Annotated in this window: 13 protein-coding genes and 1 pseudogene; 8 read left to right on the forward strand and 6 right to left on the reverse strand. The window is 75.2% G+C overall.

Annotation, left to right across the window (positions count from 1 at the left end):
* Nucleotides 1–73: 73 nt before the first annotated feature.
* Nucleotides 74–1770, reverse strand: a pseudogene (locus KDL28_RS06185) (NAD(P)/FAD-dependent oxidoreductase).
* Here KDL28_RS06185 and KDL28_RS06190 point away from each other — a divergent pair.
* On the forward strand, nt 1658–2029 hold the full coding sequence (locus KDL28_RS06190) for a TraR/DksA family transcriptional regulator (protein WP_252436237.1): 372 nt from the start codon (nt 1658–1660) through the stop codon (nt 2027–2029). The pseudogene KDL28_RS06185 and the gene KDL28_RS06190 sit on opposite strands and share 113 nt — an antisense overlap.
* 36 nt (nt 2030–2065) lie before the next feature.
* Here KDL28_RS06190 and KDL28_RS06195 read toward each other — a convergent pair whose 3' ends face one another.
* Nucleotides 2066–2518: a MarR family winged helix-turn-helix transcriptional regulator gene (locus tag KDL28_RS06195; protein WP_252436238.1), complete on the reverse strand. Its 453-nt coding sequence runs from the start codon at nt 2516–2518 to the stop codon at nt 2066–2068.
* Nucleotides 2519–2640: 122 nt separating this feature from the next.
* Here KDL28_RS06195 and KDL28_RS06200 point away from each other — a divergent pair, with 122 nt between their 5' ends.
* Nucleotides 2641–2922 carry a DUF3040 domain-containing protein gene (locus KDL28_RS06200; RefSeq protein ID WP_252436239.1) on the forward strand — a complete coding sequence of 94 codons (282 nt, stop codon included), beginning with the start codon at nt 2641–2643 and terminating at the stop codon, nt 2920–2922.
* Between the two features lie 63 nt (nt 2923–2985).
* On the opposite strand, the gene KDL28_RS06205 is transcribed toward KDL28_RS06200, so the two are convergent.
* Nucleotides 2986–4914 carry an FAD-binding monooxygenase gene (locus tag KDL28_RS06205; RefSeq protein WP_252436240.1) on the reverse strand — a complete coding sequence of 643 codons (1929 nt, stop codon included), beginning with the start codon at nt 4912–4914 and terminating at the stop codon, nt 2986–2988.
* A 192-nt stretch (nt 4915–5106) separates the two neighbouring features.
* Nucleotides 5107–5574, reverse strand: coding sequence for a MarR family winged helix-turn-helix transcriptional regulator (locus tag KDL28_RS41070; RefSeq protein WP_308215929.1), 468 nt, complete (start codon nt 5572–5574; stop codon nt 5107–5109).
* A 2-nt stretch (nt 5575–5576) separates the two neighbouring features.
* On the opposite strand from KDL28_RS41070, the gene KDL28_RS06215 reads away from it, so the two are divergent.
* On the forward strand, nt 5577–6788 hold the full coding sequence (locus tag KDL28_RS06215; protein WP_252436241.1) for a PucR family transcriptional regulator: 1212 nt from the start codon (nt 5577–5579) through the stop codon (nt 6786–6788).
* A gap of 84 nt (nt 6789–6872) precedes the next feature.
* Here the strand turns inward: KDL28_RS06215 and KDL28_RS06220 are convergent, their stop codons facing one another.
* On the reverse strand, nt 6873–7373 hold the full coding sequence (locus tag KDL28_RS06220) for a DUF1203 domain-containing protein (protein ID WP_252436242.1): 501 nt from the start codon (nt 7371–7373) through the stop codon (nt 6873–6875).
* 262 nt (nt 7374–7635) lie between these two features.
* Between KDL28_RS06220 and KDL28_RS06225 the strand changes: the two genes are divergently transcribed.
* Genes KDL28_RS06225 through KDL28_RS06245 form a run of 5 tightly spaced genes read left to right on the forward strand, consistent with a single transcriptional unit; the run spans nt 7636 to nt 12253 of the window.
* A complete protein-coding gene (locus tag KDL28_RS06225; RefSeq protein WP_252436243.1) occupies nt 7636–8172 on the forward strand; it encodes a carboxymuconolactone decarboxylase family protein in 537 nt (178 codons plus the stop codon).
* A 57-nt stretch (nt 8173–8229) separates the two neighbouring features.
* Nucleotides 8230–8511 carry a metal-sensitive transcriptional regulator gene (locus KDL28_RS06230; RefSeq protein WP_252436244.1) on the forward strand — a complete coding sequence of 94 codons (282 nt, stop codon included), beginning with the start codon at nt 8230–8232 and terminating at the stop codon, nt 8509–8511.
* A gap of 53 nt (nt 8512–8564) precedes the next feature.
* A complete protein-coding gene (locus KDL28_RS06235; protein WP_252436245.1) occupies nt 8565–8774 on the forward strand; it encodes a heavy-metal-associated domain-containing protein in 210 nt (69 codons plus the stop codon).
* A 52-nt stretch (nt 8775–8826) separates the two neighbouring features.
* The gene (locus KDL28_RS06240) at nt 8827–9843 is read left to right on the forward strand and encodes a DUF8832 domain-containing protein (protein WP_252436246.1); all 1017 of its coding nucleotides are present in this window, start codon (nt 8827–8829) and stop codon (nt 9841–9843) included.
* A gap of 19 nt (nt 9844–9862) precedes the next feature.
* On the forward strand, nt 9863–12253 hold the full coding sequence (locus KDL28_RS06245; RefSeq protein ID WP_252436247.1) for a heavy metal translocating P-type ATPase: 2391 nt from the start codon (nt 9863–9865) through the stop codon (nt 12251–12253).
* On the opposite strand, the gene KDL28_RS06250 is transcribed toward KDL28_RS06245, so the two are convergent.
* Complete coding sequence (locus KDL28_RS06250; protein WP_443698368.1) at nt 12186–13403, reverse strand: MFS transporter; 1218 nt, start codon at nt 13401–13403, stop codon at nt 12186–12188. The two genes, KDL28_RS06245 and KDL28_RS06250, sit on opposite strands and share 68 nt — an antisense overlap.
* Nucleotides 13404–13451 lie beyond the last annotated feature (48 nt).

A 13451-nucleotide genomic window follows, 5' to 3' on the forward strand; every position in this document is an offset into this window, starting at 1 on the left:
CGACGCCGTCGTGCTCGACCGGGGTGCGCAGAGCAGCGATCAGGCCGTCGACCGGCCGCCGCGAACCGCGCCGTCAGCGCAGCGGGTCGAGGGGGCGCAGCTCGTCGGGCACCCGCCCGGTGGTGATCGCCTCGGCCGTCAGGCTGCCGGTGAGGGGGCCGAGCACGACACCCCACATGCCGTGGCCGCCCGCGGCGAACACCCGCGGCGCGCGGGTGGGCCCGACGATCGGGAGCCCGTCCGGGGTGCACGGGCGCGACCCCACCCACTCGTCGCGGCGCTCGTCGAGCCCCAGGCTCGTGAAGAACGGCCGGGCCGCCTCCACGATGGCCCGCACGCGGCGCGGGTCGAGCGGCTCGTCGGGACCGCGGAACTCCATCATCCCGGCGATCCGCAGCCGCCCGTCGAGCGGCGTGCAGGCCACCCGCTGGTCGGGCAGGTAGACCGGGCCGGGGAGCGGGGAGTCGGCGGCGACGCTGAAGCTGTAGCCGCGACCGGCCTGCACCGGGACCCGGATGCCGAAGCGGCGGGCGAGCGCGGGCAACCAGGCGCCCGTGGCCAGCACCACCGCGTCGTAGCGGCGGCTTCCTCCCGCGGTGTCGACGCGGACGGCGTCGCCCTCGTCGCGCACGTCGAGGACCTCACAGCCCTCCTGCAGCCGCCCGCCGCGCTCGACGACCGCGCGCGCCAGCGCGGCGACGAACGCCGGCGGGTCGATGAACCGCTGGTCGTGCAGTTCCACGGCGGCGGTGACGTGCTCGCTGAGCGCGGGGTTGCGACTGCGGGCCTCGGCGCCGTCGAGGGCCTCGAAGTCGATCTTCTGGCCGAGCTCGGACAGCTCGGTCAGCTCGGCGAGCAGCGACCGCTGCCCGGCGGGGCCGTGGAAGCAGGCCAGGAACGGGTCGGCGGCCGAGGTGGCGGCCTCGACCCCGCCGGCGGCGAGCTCGTCGAAGGCGTCGACGGCCCGCTCGTTCAGCGGCCGCAGCGCCGCCATCGCCCGGGTCCACCGGGCGGGTGTGCAGTGCCGGGCGAAGCCGAGCAGGAACCGCCACAGCGCCGGGCGGGCGGCCACCGGCACGTACACGGGCGAGGACGGGTCGAGCATCGCGCGCACGCCGTAGCGGAGCACCTCCGGTGCGGGCAGCGGTGTGGTCAGCGCGGGGGCCAGCCAGCCGGCGTTGCCCCACGAGGCACCGGCTCCCGGCGCCGCCGCTCCAGCACCTCCACGTCGACCCCGCGTTCCTGCAGGAACCACGCCGTGGCCAGGCCCACCATCCCGGCGCCGACCACCGCCACCCCCGCACCGCCACCGCGTCCGCTCGGCATCCCCCACTCCTCGCCCTTCGCGCCCCGGCCCGATCGGCGTGCACGGTCCCGGGGCATCCGGTTGCACGCCTCTCCTCCACTGTGCGGCCGGCCGGCCCGCCTGGCAGGGTTCGCGATCCGCAACACAGGGGCGCGCAGATTGCCGACGCCCGGCAATCGAAGTCGGAGAGTTGGCCTCAGGTTGCCGAGCCGTGGTAGGCCTGGACGTGTCCTGGTTCGCGGAGTGGTCGCCGCCGAGCGTCGAGCGCGCGCCGCGGCGCGTTCGCGTTCCGACACCCCGCCCCGCCACGGCCCGGCCCGACCCACCCCCCGCCCACCGAAGGAGGCCGCCGTGCCCGCCACCGCCGAGTTCCCGTCGTACCACCGCCCGGTCCCGGACGAGTTCGACCCGCACGAGCTCGCCGCGCTGCGGGGCGCCCTGCGGGCCGAGCGCCGCTTCCGCATCGAGCAGCTGGCGGTCCCGGCGTCCGCGGCGGCCCAGCCGGGCGGCGCCGCGCTGGCCGAGGTGCGCGCCGCCGTCCTGGACGGGGCGCACCGGGCGCTGGCCGACATCGACGACGCGCTCGCCGCGATGCGACTGGGCCACTACACACGCTGCCGGGGCTGCGCCGGGTCGATCCCCGCGGCGCTGCTGCGGGCCATCCCCCGCACCCGGCTCTGCCCGACCTGCCACGCCACCGGCACCGATCCGGGTTCCCGGTGAGCCTGCGTCACGGCGGCGACGAGCACGCTGCCGGGGCTAGGCGACGGAACCCCCGGCCCCGTCCGGTGGGTCGCTCCAGAGCGGCAGGGTGAGCACCGAGCGCATCCGGTGCAGCTCGGCGCGGTGCAGCGCGCTCAGCCGGGCCAGGACGCGCTCGCCCACCGCGGTCAGCAGCACCCGGACCAACCGCTTGTCGTCCGGGTCCGGGCCGCGCTCGACCAGGCCCTCGGCCTGCGCGCGGTTGATCAGCTCGACCACGCTGTGGTGGCGCAGCTGGAGCCGCTCGGCGATCTCGCGCACGGTCGCCCAGTCGCGGCCGGGGAAGCCCTTGAGCGCCAGCAGCAGCTGGTACTGCTGCGGCGTGAGCCCGTCGCGGCGCACCGTCTCCTCGCTGAAGCGCAGGTAGCGCCGGATCCCGGAGCGGAACTGGGCCAGCGCCTCGAAGTCGCGCTTGGACAGCGGCGCCGCCCCGTCCGCCTCGCTGCTCATGGGCCGCATCCCATCACTCCCTCGGACCGGGCCGTCGACGCGCACTGTTGTATCGTAATACGATGTATCGTGGTACGATAGCCCTCCCGGTCCGGTCGTGGTCACATCCCACGGAGGTTCCCATGCTCAACGATCACGAGCGACGGGTGCTGCGCGAGCTCGAACGCCGCACCGCCGCCGACGATCCGGAGTTCGCCAGGACGTTCACCACCCGGATGCCCCGCGCGGGCCACCCCGCCGAAGCCCCGGCCATCGCGGCCGTCGTGGTCGTGTTCCTGCTGGGCGTCCCGCTGCTGCTGGCCGGGTCGGTCGCCGGCGCGCTGGCGGTCACCGTGACGACCGGGTTGATCTGGTGGGCGTGGCACGGCTCGTCGCGGACCACCGACCGGCACCCGCGCACCTGAGTCGCAGGCCCGCGGCAGGGCGACCGCGGCCGAGGGCTGATCGCGCCCCGCACCCGGCGGGAGCTACTCGGCGTCGAGGAGGATCCCGGCGAAGAAGTCGGCCAGTGCCTCGTGCGCGTGCAGCGGGAGCACGTTCGCGACGTGCTGGTCCGGGCGGACGACGACCACGCAGCCGGCCTCCCGGTCGACGCCGCGCAGGTCGAAGACGTCGGCGGCCTTCGGGTCGGGGCAGAACGCCTTCTCGTAGTCGACCAGGCCGAACCGGCCCTTGCGCGGCAGCAGGACCGCCGGCATGCGGTCGACGGCCAGGTCGCGGTGCCCCTGCTGGAAGACGGCGCGGACGTCGATGACGGAGTCGGGGTCGTCCCCGCTCGGCGTGTGGCGCGCGATCGGGGACGCCCCGGAGGCCAGGAACTCGCACAGCCGCCGCAGGCGGGAGTCCCCGCCGGTCGGGTCGGCGCGGTCGGCGAAGGCGTAGAGGCGCCAGGCGCCGTCGGCCCGGGCGACGTGGCCGAGGTGGACCGGTTTGGCGTCGGCCAGCCGCACGACCGGGGCCGAGTGGAAGCGCATCCCGATCGGGAAGCCCGCCGCGAGGTGCGCGAACGCCGGCTCAGCGGTGATCATCGAGGGGTCGTACCGGGTCGCGACCCCGGCGGTGAAGCGGCCCTGGGTGACGAAGTACCGCTGGAACTCCGCCGGGTCCACGCCGCCGCCGGAGTCGTCGCCGTCCTCCGCGGGCCGGGCGCTGAACATCGCGGCGAACTCGCGGTCGAAGTCGATGAGCTGCTGGGCGATCTGCCGGCGCTCCGCGGAGTAGGTGTGCAGCAGCTCGGGCCGGGCCCGCCCGCGCAGCACCGCCGCCAGCTTCCAGCCGAGGTTCCAGGTGTCGGCCATGGACACGTTCATGCCCTGGCCGGCCTTGGCGCTGTGGGTGTGGCAGGCGTCGCCGGCGATGAACACCCGGGGGACGCGGGTGGGCACCTCCTCCTCCGGGACGTCGTCGAACTTGTCGCAGAGCCGCTGGCCGATCTCGTAGACCGACCACCACCCGACGTCCCTGACCTGCACCGTGTACGGGTGCAGGATCCGGTTCGCGACCTCGGCGAGCTTCTCCGGGGTGGCGGCGCGCCGGTCCCGCAGCTCCTCGTCGCGGACGTTGTCCAGCTCGATGTAGAACCGGACGAGGTGGCCGCCCTCGCGCGGGATGATCAGGATGTTGCCCTGGTTCGCGGAGTGGATCGCGCACTTGAGCCGGACGTCCGGGAAGTCGGTGACCGCCAGGACGTCCATGACGCCCCACGACTGGTTCATCGGGTCGCCGACCAGCTCGCGGCCGATCGCGGTCCGCACGCCGCTGCGGGCCCCGTCGCAGCCGACGACGTACCGGGCCCGGATCGTCGAGGTCCGCCCCGTCTCCCGGGACCCCTCGACGTGGGCGAGGGTGACGGTCACCGGGTACTCGGCCGTCGCGCTCGTGTCGATCTCGACGGCGTCGGCCTGCAGGCCGTAGAACGGCCGCAACCTGCCGGCCGAGCGCTGCATGTGGTCGAGGAGGTGGGCGAGCATGCGGGCCTGGTTGACGATGACGTGCGGCATCTCCGACAGGTCGTCCTCGACGTCCGGGACGCGCCCGGTCCGGATGATCCGCGTCCGGTCCCGCGGGTCGGGCCGCCAGAAGCTGACCTCGTTGACCTGGTACGCCTCGGCGACGAGGCGGTCGGCGAGGCCGAACGCCTCGAACATCTCCACCGTGCGGCAGGCGACCCCGTCGGCCTGGCCCACCTCCAGCGGACCGTCCCTGCGGTCGACGACCACTGTCCTGATGTCGGGGAAGTTCGCCAGCTGCGCGGCCAGCACCAGACCGGCCGGACCGCAGCCGACGACCAGCACGTCGGCCTCGTCCGGCAGGCCGGCCGGCCGCTGCGCGACCGAGGGATGCGGCTCCGCGACGAACGGGTCGCCGGGCCTGTAGCCGTTGAGATGGAACTGCACTGTTCCGGCCTCCTCTGGGCGGTGGGCGCTACCGGTCGCGGGCGTCCCCGGGGAGAGTCTGCAGGCAGATCCGGCGGTCGATCACCCAGCCGACCCGCGGGTGTCCCGGTGGTCGTGCTCCTGCTGGCCGCCCTGCTGCCGCGGCTCGTCGTGCGGGTGGTCACGTGGTTCGAGAGAGGGCGCGTCCGGTGATCACGGCGCCGGGTCGTCGGTCGCCGGGGCATCGCCGAGCGCCCGCTCCCCCAGTTCCCGCGCGAACCGCTCCAGCAGGTCGGTGAGCGCCGCGCGGTCGGCGGCGGGCCAGTCGCGCAGCATGTCGGTGAACACCGCCGCACCCGCCGCGTCCATCCGGCTGCGCACCCGGCGCCCGCGCGGAGTGGCGCGCACGAGGACGCCCCGCCGGTCGCGCGGGTCCGGCCGGCGCTCGACCAGCCCGCGCTCCTCCAGCCTGCGCACCTGCATCGTCATCGTCGACTTGTCCACGCCCTGCCACTCGGCCAGTTCGGAGACCCGCAGCGGCCCCGAGCCGGCTTCCGCGTGATCTCGGTGCCGCTCGGGTACCCGCGGCGTGGACGTGGCATGGTCGACGCTCCGACCGGACCAGAAGGGGCGCCGTGGCGCAAGGACGGGACCAGCGCTCGAACCCGCATCAGGGGCCACCGGTGGCCGAGTCGGGCTGGCTGGCCGAGGTCGCCCGCGCGGCCGGACGCGAGGCCGGGGTCCCGGTCGAGCTCCTCGGCGAGTACCTCGCCCTGCTGGCCGACGCGGCCGTGACCGGGCGCAAGCCGCACCGCGCCGAGCTCGACGCCGTGGCGCTGCAGGGCAGGCGCGCCGCCGAGATGGGGGTGTCGGCGGGCAGCGTCGTGCAGCTCTACCTCTCCGCGGCCCGGCTGCTGTGGGGCAGGCTCCCCGCCGTCGTCCGCTCCCGCGACAGCGGCCTCGTCCGCGCCGCGGCCGACGCCGTCCTCTTCGTGGTCGACACCGCCGTGGCCGGGCTGGCCGAGGGCTACACCGAGGCCCGCAGGCAGCAGGTGCGCTGGGAGGAGACCCAGCGCCGCGAGTTCATCGAGGACCTCCTGCGCGGCGACGCCGACGTCGGCCGCCTGGTCGAGCGGGCCGAACCCTTCGGGCTGGACATGGCCCGACCCCACCAGGTCGCCCTGGCCGCCCCCACCGGCCGGCTCACCGGCACCGAGCCGATCGTCGGCGACCTGGAGCGGGCGGTGGTCAACCGGGAGGGCGACCGGGAGGTCCTGGTGGCGACCAAGGACGGCTGGATCGTCGTCGTCGCCCCCGCCGACCCACCGCCGGCCGCCGGCGCCGCGGCGGACCGGCTCGGCGACTTCGTGCACGCCGAAGTCAGCCGGGCGACGGGCGCGGGTCCTTGGCGCGTCGCCGTCGGGCGGCCGTACCCGGGCGCCTACGGCGTCCCCCGCTCGTACGAGGAGGCCCGCGACGGGCTGGCGATGGCGGTGCGGCTGCGCCTGGACGCCCCGGTGATCCACGCCGAGCAGCTGCTCACCTACCGGGTGCTGCTGCGCGACCAGCCGGCCATCACCGACCTGGTGCACGCGGTGCTGGGCCCGCTCGTGGGCGCCCGCGGCGGAGCGGAACCGCTGCTCGCCACCCTGGAGGCGTACGTCGCGACCGGCGGGGTCACCACCGAGACCGCGCGCCGGCTGCACCTCTCGGCGCGGGCCGTCACCTACCGCCTCGACCGGATCGCCACGCTCACCGGATACCAGGCCACCGACCCCGCCCAGCGGTTCACCATGCAGGTCGCGGTGGTCGGGGCCCGGCTGCTGGGCTGGCCGGAGAACGGCGGCGCCTCCCCCGCCGGGGCGGCTCGCGAGGTGCCGCCGAGCCGGCCATGAGCTCCCGCTCCCGCGGCGGTCACGGACGCGGCAGCGCCGGGCCGACGCGCCGGAGCGCTGATCTCCCGTGGCGAGTGCCGCCGATCACCCGTCGACGGCGGAGGCCGGACGCACCAGGTAGGTGAAGCACTGCTCGACCGCCGCCCGCACGTGCACCTCCCGGAGCCCGGGCACCGCGAGCAGCTCGTCGAGCGCCGGGCCGATGTCCTCGCCCGCGCCGACCGTGCGGATCGCGTCGTAGTCCAGCGAGCCGTCGGCCCGGTAGCCGCGCAGCACGCGGGGCCCCGTGCGCACCTCGGGTGGCAGCCCGGCCCGCTCGTCGTAGCCCGGGCAGGCCCGCGCGTGCACGAAGACCGGGCCCACCTCGCGCCACGGCGACCGCTCGCGCAGCGGAGCGTGCGAGATCAGCACCACCTCGTCGGCCGCCGTGGCCCGGCGCAGGCAGCAGCGCAGCGGTGATCCGGCCGCCCCGAAGGGCGTCGGTTCGTTCCCGGCGACGTCGCGGCCGCGGCGCCGGACCCGCTCCAGCTCCTCGGCGGGGATGGCGTGCACGGTGAACGTGGCGGCGCGGGCCGTGGTCGTCATGCCTCCACGGTGACAGCTCCACCGTCCGGATTCCGGCGGGAATCGGACGCCGGATCTCGGGTCCGCGCTCACCACGGATGAGCACGCCCCGCGCACGTCGGGGATCGGGCGACGAGGCGTGCAACCGCCGGGCCGCGGTGCGCAGCACGCAACGCCACCTCACGGCACCCGCGCCAGGGGGTTGCGTCGATACCCCTGGGGGGTGTAGACCGGAGTCGGCCGTTATACCCCCCTACCGTATGGGGATCGAAGGAGACACGACATGCCTCGCCTGCACGCACTCGAGCCCGACCAGGCACCGTCGACGGCGCAGACCCTCCTGGCGGGCATCATCGACCGCCACGGCGATGCCGGACCCATGGTCCGCACGATGGCCCACTCGCCGGCACTGCTGCAGGGGTACCTCGACCTGTCCCGCGCGATGAAGCGCTCGGCGCTGCCCCGGCCGCTCAGCGAGAAGGTCTCCCTGGCCGTGCAGGAGTGGATCGGGTGCGCCCTGTGCCTCGCCGCGCACACCGCGGCGGGTCGCGCGGCCGGTCTCACCGACACCGACATCGACCTGGCCCGGCAGGGCTCGGCCACCGACGCCCGCGAGGCGGCGCTGATCACCTACGCCGTCCGCGTCCTGACCGAGCCCGCCTCGATCACCGACGCCGACGTGGCCGAGCTGCGCGGCCACGGCTGGAGCGACCGCGCCCTCGCCGACGTCGTCGGGCTGGTCGCGCTGAACCAGCTCACCGGCTCGTTCAACCTCGTCGCCGGCCTCGAACCCCGCACCGCCGTTCCGGCGAGCCCCTAGCCCGCCCCTGCCGTGCCCTACCCCCCTAGGGTATATTGGCCGGGAAGGAGGACGCAGATGAACGGCTACACCGAGGACAAGGACGCGTACCTCAAGCGCATGCGACGCATCGAGGGCCAGGTCCGGGGCATCGCCAGGATGATCGACGAGGACGAGTACTGCATCGACGTGCTCACCCAGGTCTCCGCGGTCAACAAGGCCCTGGAGGCGGTGGCCCTCGGCCTGCTCGACGAGCACCTGCGCCACTGCGTCACCGAAGCCGTCGCCGAGGGCGGCGACGTCGCCGACCGGAAGGTCGCCGAGGCCGGCGCGGCCATCGCCCGCCTGGTCAAGTCCTGAACCCCAGCACAACACCAACACCGCATCACCACCGCGAGGAAGGCAGTAGTTCGATGAGCCAGACCAGCACCTACACCGTCACCGGCATGACCTGCGGGCACTGCGTCGCCTCGGTCACCGAGGAGATCACCGAGATCGACGGCGTCACCGACGTCGCGGTGGACCTGCCCACCGGCGCCGTGACCGTGACCGCCGACCAGCCGATCGACCAGGCGCGGGTGCGCGCCGCGGTCGAGGAGGCCGGCTACCAGCTCGCCGGCTGATCCGACGCCGACCGGTCCCCGACCGGCCGGCGTCACCGAGACGGGAAGTGACATGAACACTGCAACGAAGCTCTCCGCCTACGGTGCGGCGCTCGCCCTGCTCATCACCGGGGCGTACGCCATCGGCACCGCTGTCGGTCCCCTCTCCACCGCCACCGCCGACGCGTCCACGAGCGCGGACGGCGGTCACGGTGCGATGTCCGGTGCGGCGCCCGCGGGCGCCGGGGCCGCCGGCCACGGGGACAGCCACAGCGGCACCGTCGCGGAGACCGCATCGGACCTGCCCGGCGGACTGGCCTCGAGCAGGGGCGGCTACACCCTGACGCCCACCGACCCGACGCTCGCCACCGGAACCACCGACACCTTCGCCTTCCGCATCACCGGACCCGACGGCGCGCCCGTCACCGCGTTCGACGTCGAGCACGACAAGCGGATGCACCTCATCGTCGTGCGCCGCGACACCACCGGCTTCCAGCACGTCCACCCGGAGATGGCCGCCGACGGCACCTGGAGCGTCCCGCTCACCGTGGACACCGCGGGCTCCTACCGCGCCTTCGCCGACTTCACGCCGACCGGCGGACCCGCCACCACCCTGGGCGTCGACCTGTCCGCGCCCGGCGCGTTCGAGCCGGTGGCGCACACCGCGAGCCGCACCGCCCAGGTCGACGGCTACACCGTCGAGCTCACCGGGGACCTCACCGCGGGGCAGTCGTCCCCGGTCACGCTCACCGTGAGCCGCGACGGGGTCCCGGTGACCGACCTGCAGCCCTACCTGGGCGCGTACGGGCACCTGGTCGCGCTGCGCGAAGGCGACCTGGCCTACCTGCACGTCCACCCCGAAGGCGCACCCGGCGACGGTGCCACCCCCGCCGGGCCGCAGATCGAGTTCGCCGCCCAGGTGCCCAGCGCCGGGACCTACCGGCTGTTCCTGGACTTCCAGCACGCCGGGGTGGTGCGCACCGCGGAGTTCACCGTGCCGACCGGCCCCGCCGGGTCCGCACCGGCACCGGCCGCGGAGCCGACGCCGGCGCACGTCGACCAGCCCGGCTCACCGAGCCACGGACACTGACGGGGAAGGGACTCGAACCATGAGCACCACCACGGGCAACGCCCCGCGGGACGCCGCGGCCACCGGAGCACTCACCGAGGTCGAGCTGGCCATCAGCGGCATGACCTGCGCGTCCTGCGCGAACCGCATCGAGCGCAAGCTCAACAAGCTCGACGGGGTCAGCGCCACCGTCAACTACGCCACCGAGAAGGCGCGGGTCCGGGCCCCGGACGGGGTCGACCCTTCGGTGCTGCTCGCCCAGGTCGAGGCGGCCGGCTACACCGCACAGCTGCCGACCCCGCCGGCGACGGGACCCACCGGATCCGCCGCCGACGCCGAGAGCGGCCCGGACCCGGCCCGCCCGCTGCGCGACCGGGTGGTCATCAGCGCGGTCCTCGCGGTGCCGGTCGTCGCCATGGCGATGGTCCCGGCGCTGCAGTTCACCTACTGGCAGTGGATCTCCCTCGCCCTGGCCGCACCGGTCGTGGTGTGGGGGGCGTGGCCGTTCCACCGCGCCGCATGGACCAACCTGCGCCACGGCGCGGCGACCATGGACACCCTGGTGTCGATGGGCGTGCTCGCCGCGTTCGCGTGGTCGCTGTGGGCGCTGCTGCTCGGCACCGCAGGCGTCCCCGGCATGACCCACCCGTTCGAGCTGACCATCGCCCCCAGCGACGGCGCCGCGAACATCTACCTCGAGGTCGCCGCCGGGGTGACCACGTTCCTCCTCGCCGGGCGCTACTTCGAGGCCCGCGCCAAGCGCCGCTCCGGCGCCGCCCTGCGGGCGCTGCTCGAACTCGGCGCCAAGGACGTCACCGTGCTGCGCGGCGACCGCGAGGTGCGGATCCCGACCGGGCAGCTCGCCGTCGGCGACCGGTTCGTCGTCCGACCGGGCGAGAAGATCGCCACCGACGGCGTGGTCACCGACGGCCGCTCCGCGGTCGACGCCTCGATGCTCACCGGGGAGTCGGTGCCGGTCGAGGTCCGCGTCGGCGACCCCGTCGTCGGGGCCACCGTCAACGCGGGCGGCCGGCTGGTCGTGCGGGCCACCCGCGTCGGCGCCGACACCCAGCTCGCCCAGATGGCCCGCCTGGTCGAGGACGCCCAGAACGGCAAGGCCGAGGTCCAGCGCCTCGCCGACCGGGTCTCCGGGGTGTTCGTCCCGATCGTCATCGCCCTCGCCGCGGCCACGCTGGCGTTCTGGCTGGGCGCCGGCGCGGGTGCCGCGGCGGCGTTCACCGCCGCCGTCGCGGTGCTGATCATCGCCTGCCCGTGCGCGCTCGGCCTGGCCACGCCCACCGCGCTGCTGGTCGGCACGGGCCGCGGCGCGCAGCTCGGGATCCTCATCAAGGGCCCCGAGGTGCTGGAGTCCACGCGCCGGGTCGACACCGTCGTCCTGGACAAGACCGGCACCGTCACCACCGGGCGGATGAGCGTGGTCGCCGTGCACCTCGCCGACGGGGTCGACGAGGCGCAGGTGCTGCGGCTGGCCGGTGCGGTGGAGGACGCCTCCGAGCACCCGATCGCGGCCGCGGTCGCCCGGGCGGCCCGGGAGCGCACGGGTGACCTGCCCGCGGTCGAGGACTTCACCAACGTCGAAGGGCTCGGCGTGCAGGGCGTCGTCGACGGCCACGCCGTCCTCGTCGGGCGCGCGGCGCTGCTGGAGCAGTGGAGCCAGCCCCTGCCGCCCGAGCTGGTCGCGGCCAAGGCCGCCGAGGAGGAGCGGGGGCGGACCGCGATCGCGGTGGCGTGGGACGGCGCGGCGCGCGCGGTGCTCGCTGTCGCCGACACCGTGAAGCCCACGTCGGCGCGGGCCATCGCACAGCTGCGCGGCCTGGGCCTCACCCCGGTGCTGCTCACCGGCGACAACGCCGCGGTCGCCCGGAGCGTGGCGGCCGAGGTCGGCATCGACGCCGGCCCCGACACGGTCATCGCCGAGGTGCTGCCCGCGGACAAGGTCGACGTGATCACGCGGCTGCAGTCCCGGGGCAAGGTCGTTGCGATGATCGGCGACGGCGTCAACGACGCCGCCGCGCTCGCGCAGGCCGACCTCGGCCTGGCCATGGGCACCGGCACCGACGCCGCCATCCAGGCCGGCGACCTCACCCTTGTCCGCGGCGACCTCCTGGCCGCCGTCGACGCGATCCGACTCGCCCGCCGCACCCTCGCCACGATCAAGGGCAACCTGTTCTGGGCGTTCGCCTACAACGTCGCCGCCCTGCCGCTGGCCGCCGCCGGACTGCTCAACCCGATGCTCGCCGGGGCGGCGATGGCGCTGAGCTCGCTGTTCGTGGTGACCAACAGCCTGCGCCTGCGGCGCTTCACCGCGCGCAACGACACCTCCTCGGTCCCGGCGCCGGACGTCACGGCGCAGGAGCTGCGCCCGACCGCGACGACGGGGTCCTGGTCGGGCGCCGGCCGAGGAGGATGACCGGTACGGCGACCACGGCCAGCGCGGCGCCGATCCACGGGACCACGCCGACGCCCGCGCCGTGGTCGAGAGCCGGGGCGGCGAGTGCGGGCACCAGGCTGATGCCGAGCTGGAACATCGACACGGTGCTCGCCCCGGCCAGGGTCGGCGCCGCGGAGGCGATCGTGAAGACCCGCGCGTAGAGGGCCGGGTTCAGCACGAACCCCGCGACCCCGAGGAGCAGGACGAGGGGGACGACGGCCCACGCGTGCTCGGCGAGGGTCGCGAGCAGGACCGAGGTCGCCGCGATACCGGTGGTCCCGGCCAGGAGGGCGAGGTGCGGCCGCCCGTCGGCGACGCGGCCACCGACGGACAGACCGATGAAGGCACCGATCCCGAACAGCGTGAGGATCGCGGGCACCCAGACCGCGGGGACGTCGGTGACGTCGGTCAGCAGGGCCGCGAGGTAGTTGTAGGAGATCATGTAGGCGGCCGTGGTCAGCAGGGTGGCGGCGTAGACGACCCACAGCTGCGGGCGCCGCATGGTGCGCAGCTCCCGGCGCGCGTCGGGTCGCCCGGCCGCGCCGGTGGCGGGCAGCGCGACGAGGGTCAGGACCGCACCGGCCGCGGTCAGCGCGACCACCGCCCAGAACCCGCCACGCCAACCGGCGAAGTGGCTGAGCAGCGCGCCGGCCGGGCCGCCGCCCACCATGGCGAGGCTCAGCCCGCTCACCACCACACCGGAGGCCCGCGCCGTCCGGTCGGGGGCGACGAGGCTGATCGCGGTCACCGCGGCGACCGCCCAGAACCCGGCGTAGGCGAGGCCGGCGACCAGCCGGCTGGCCAGCAGCACCGGGTAGCTGTCGGTCAGCAGGCCGACCGCGATCGACACGGCGAAGACGACCTGCGCGGCCACCAGGGTGGTCCGGCGCGGCCAGCGCAACGTCAGCACGGCCAGCGGCGGGCCGCCGACCACGACCCCGACGGCGAAGGCCGAGATCAGCGCCCCGGCGGTGGACAGCGGGATCCGCAGGTCGTCCGCGACCGCCGGGAGCACCCCGGCGAGCAGGAACTCCGCGCTGCCCATCGCGAACAGGTCGAACGCGAGCAGGTAGACCCCGAGCGGCAGCCTCCGCGAGGTCGACGCCTGCTGTGCGGCCCGGACGCTCACCGCCCCGCACCCCCACCAGCGGCTCCGCCGGTCACCTCCGCGGTCCCG

The sequence above is a fragment of the Pseudonocardia humida genome (assembly GCF_023898865.1).
Classification (GTDB): Bacteria; Actinomycetota; Actinomycetes; order Mycobacteriales; family Pseudonocardiaceae; genus Pseudonocardia; species Pseudonocardia humida.

What these genes read in the sequence shown, in the direction of transcription:
- KDL28_RS06225 (WP_252436243.1), top strand. Translation starts at nt 7,636, where the DNA reads ATGCCTCGCCTGCACGCACTCGAGCCCGACCAGGCACCGTCGACGGCG.
- KDL28_RS06235 (WP_252436245.1), top strand. Translation starts at nt 8,565, where the DNA reads ATGAGCCAGACCAGCACCTACACCGTCACCGGCATGACCTGCGGGCAC.
- KDL28_RS06220 (WP_252436242.1), bottom strand. Translation starts at nt 7,373, where the DNA reads ATGACGACCACGGCCCGCGCCGCCACGTTCACCGTGCACGCCATCCCC.
- KDL28_RS06200 (WP_252436239.1), top strand. Translation starts at nt 2,641, where the DNA reads ATGCTCAACGATCACGAGCGACGGGTGCTGCGCGAGCTCGAACGCCGC.
- KDL28_RS06240 (WP_252436246.1), top strand. Translation starts at nt 8,827, where the DNA reads ATGAACACTGCAACGAAGCTCTCCGCCTACGGTGCGGCGCTCGCCCTG.
- KDL28_RS06230 (WP_252436244.1), top strand. Translation starts at nt 8,230, where the DNA reads ATGAACGGCTACACCGAGGACAAGGACGCGTACCTCAAGCGCATGCGA.
- KDL28_RS06245 (WP_252436247.1), top strand. Translation starts at nt 9,863, where the DNA reads ATGAGCACCACCACGGGCAACGCCCCGCGGGACGCCGCGGCCACCGGA.
- KDL28_RS06195 (WP_252436238.1), bottom strand. Translation starts at nt 2,518, where the DNA reads ATGAGCAGCGAGGCGGACGGGGCGGCGCCGCTGTCCAAGCGCGACTTC.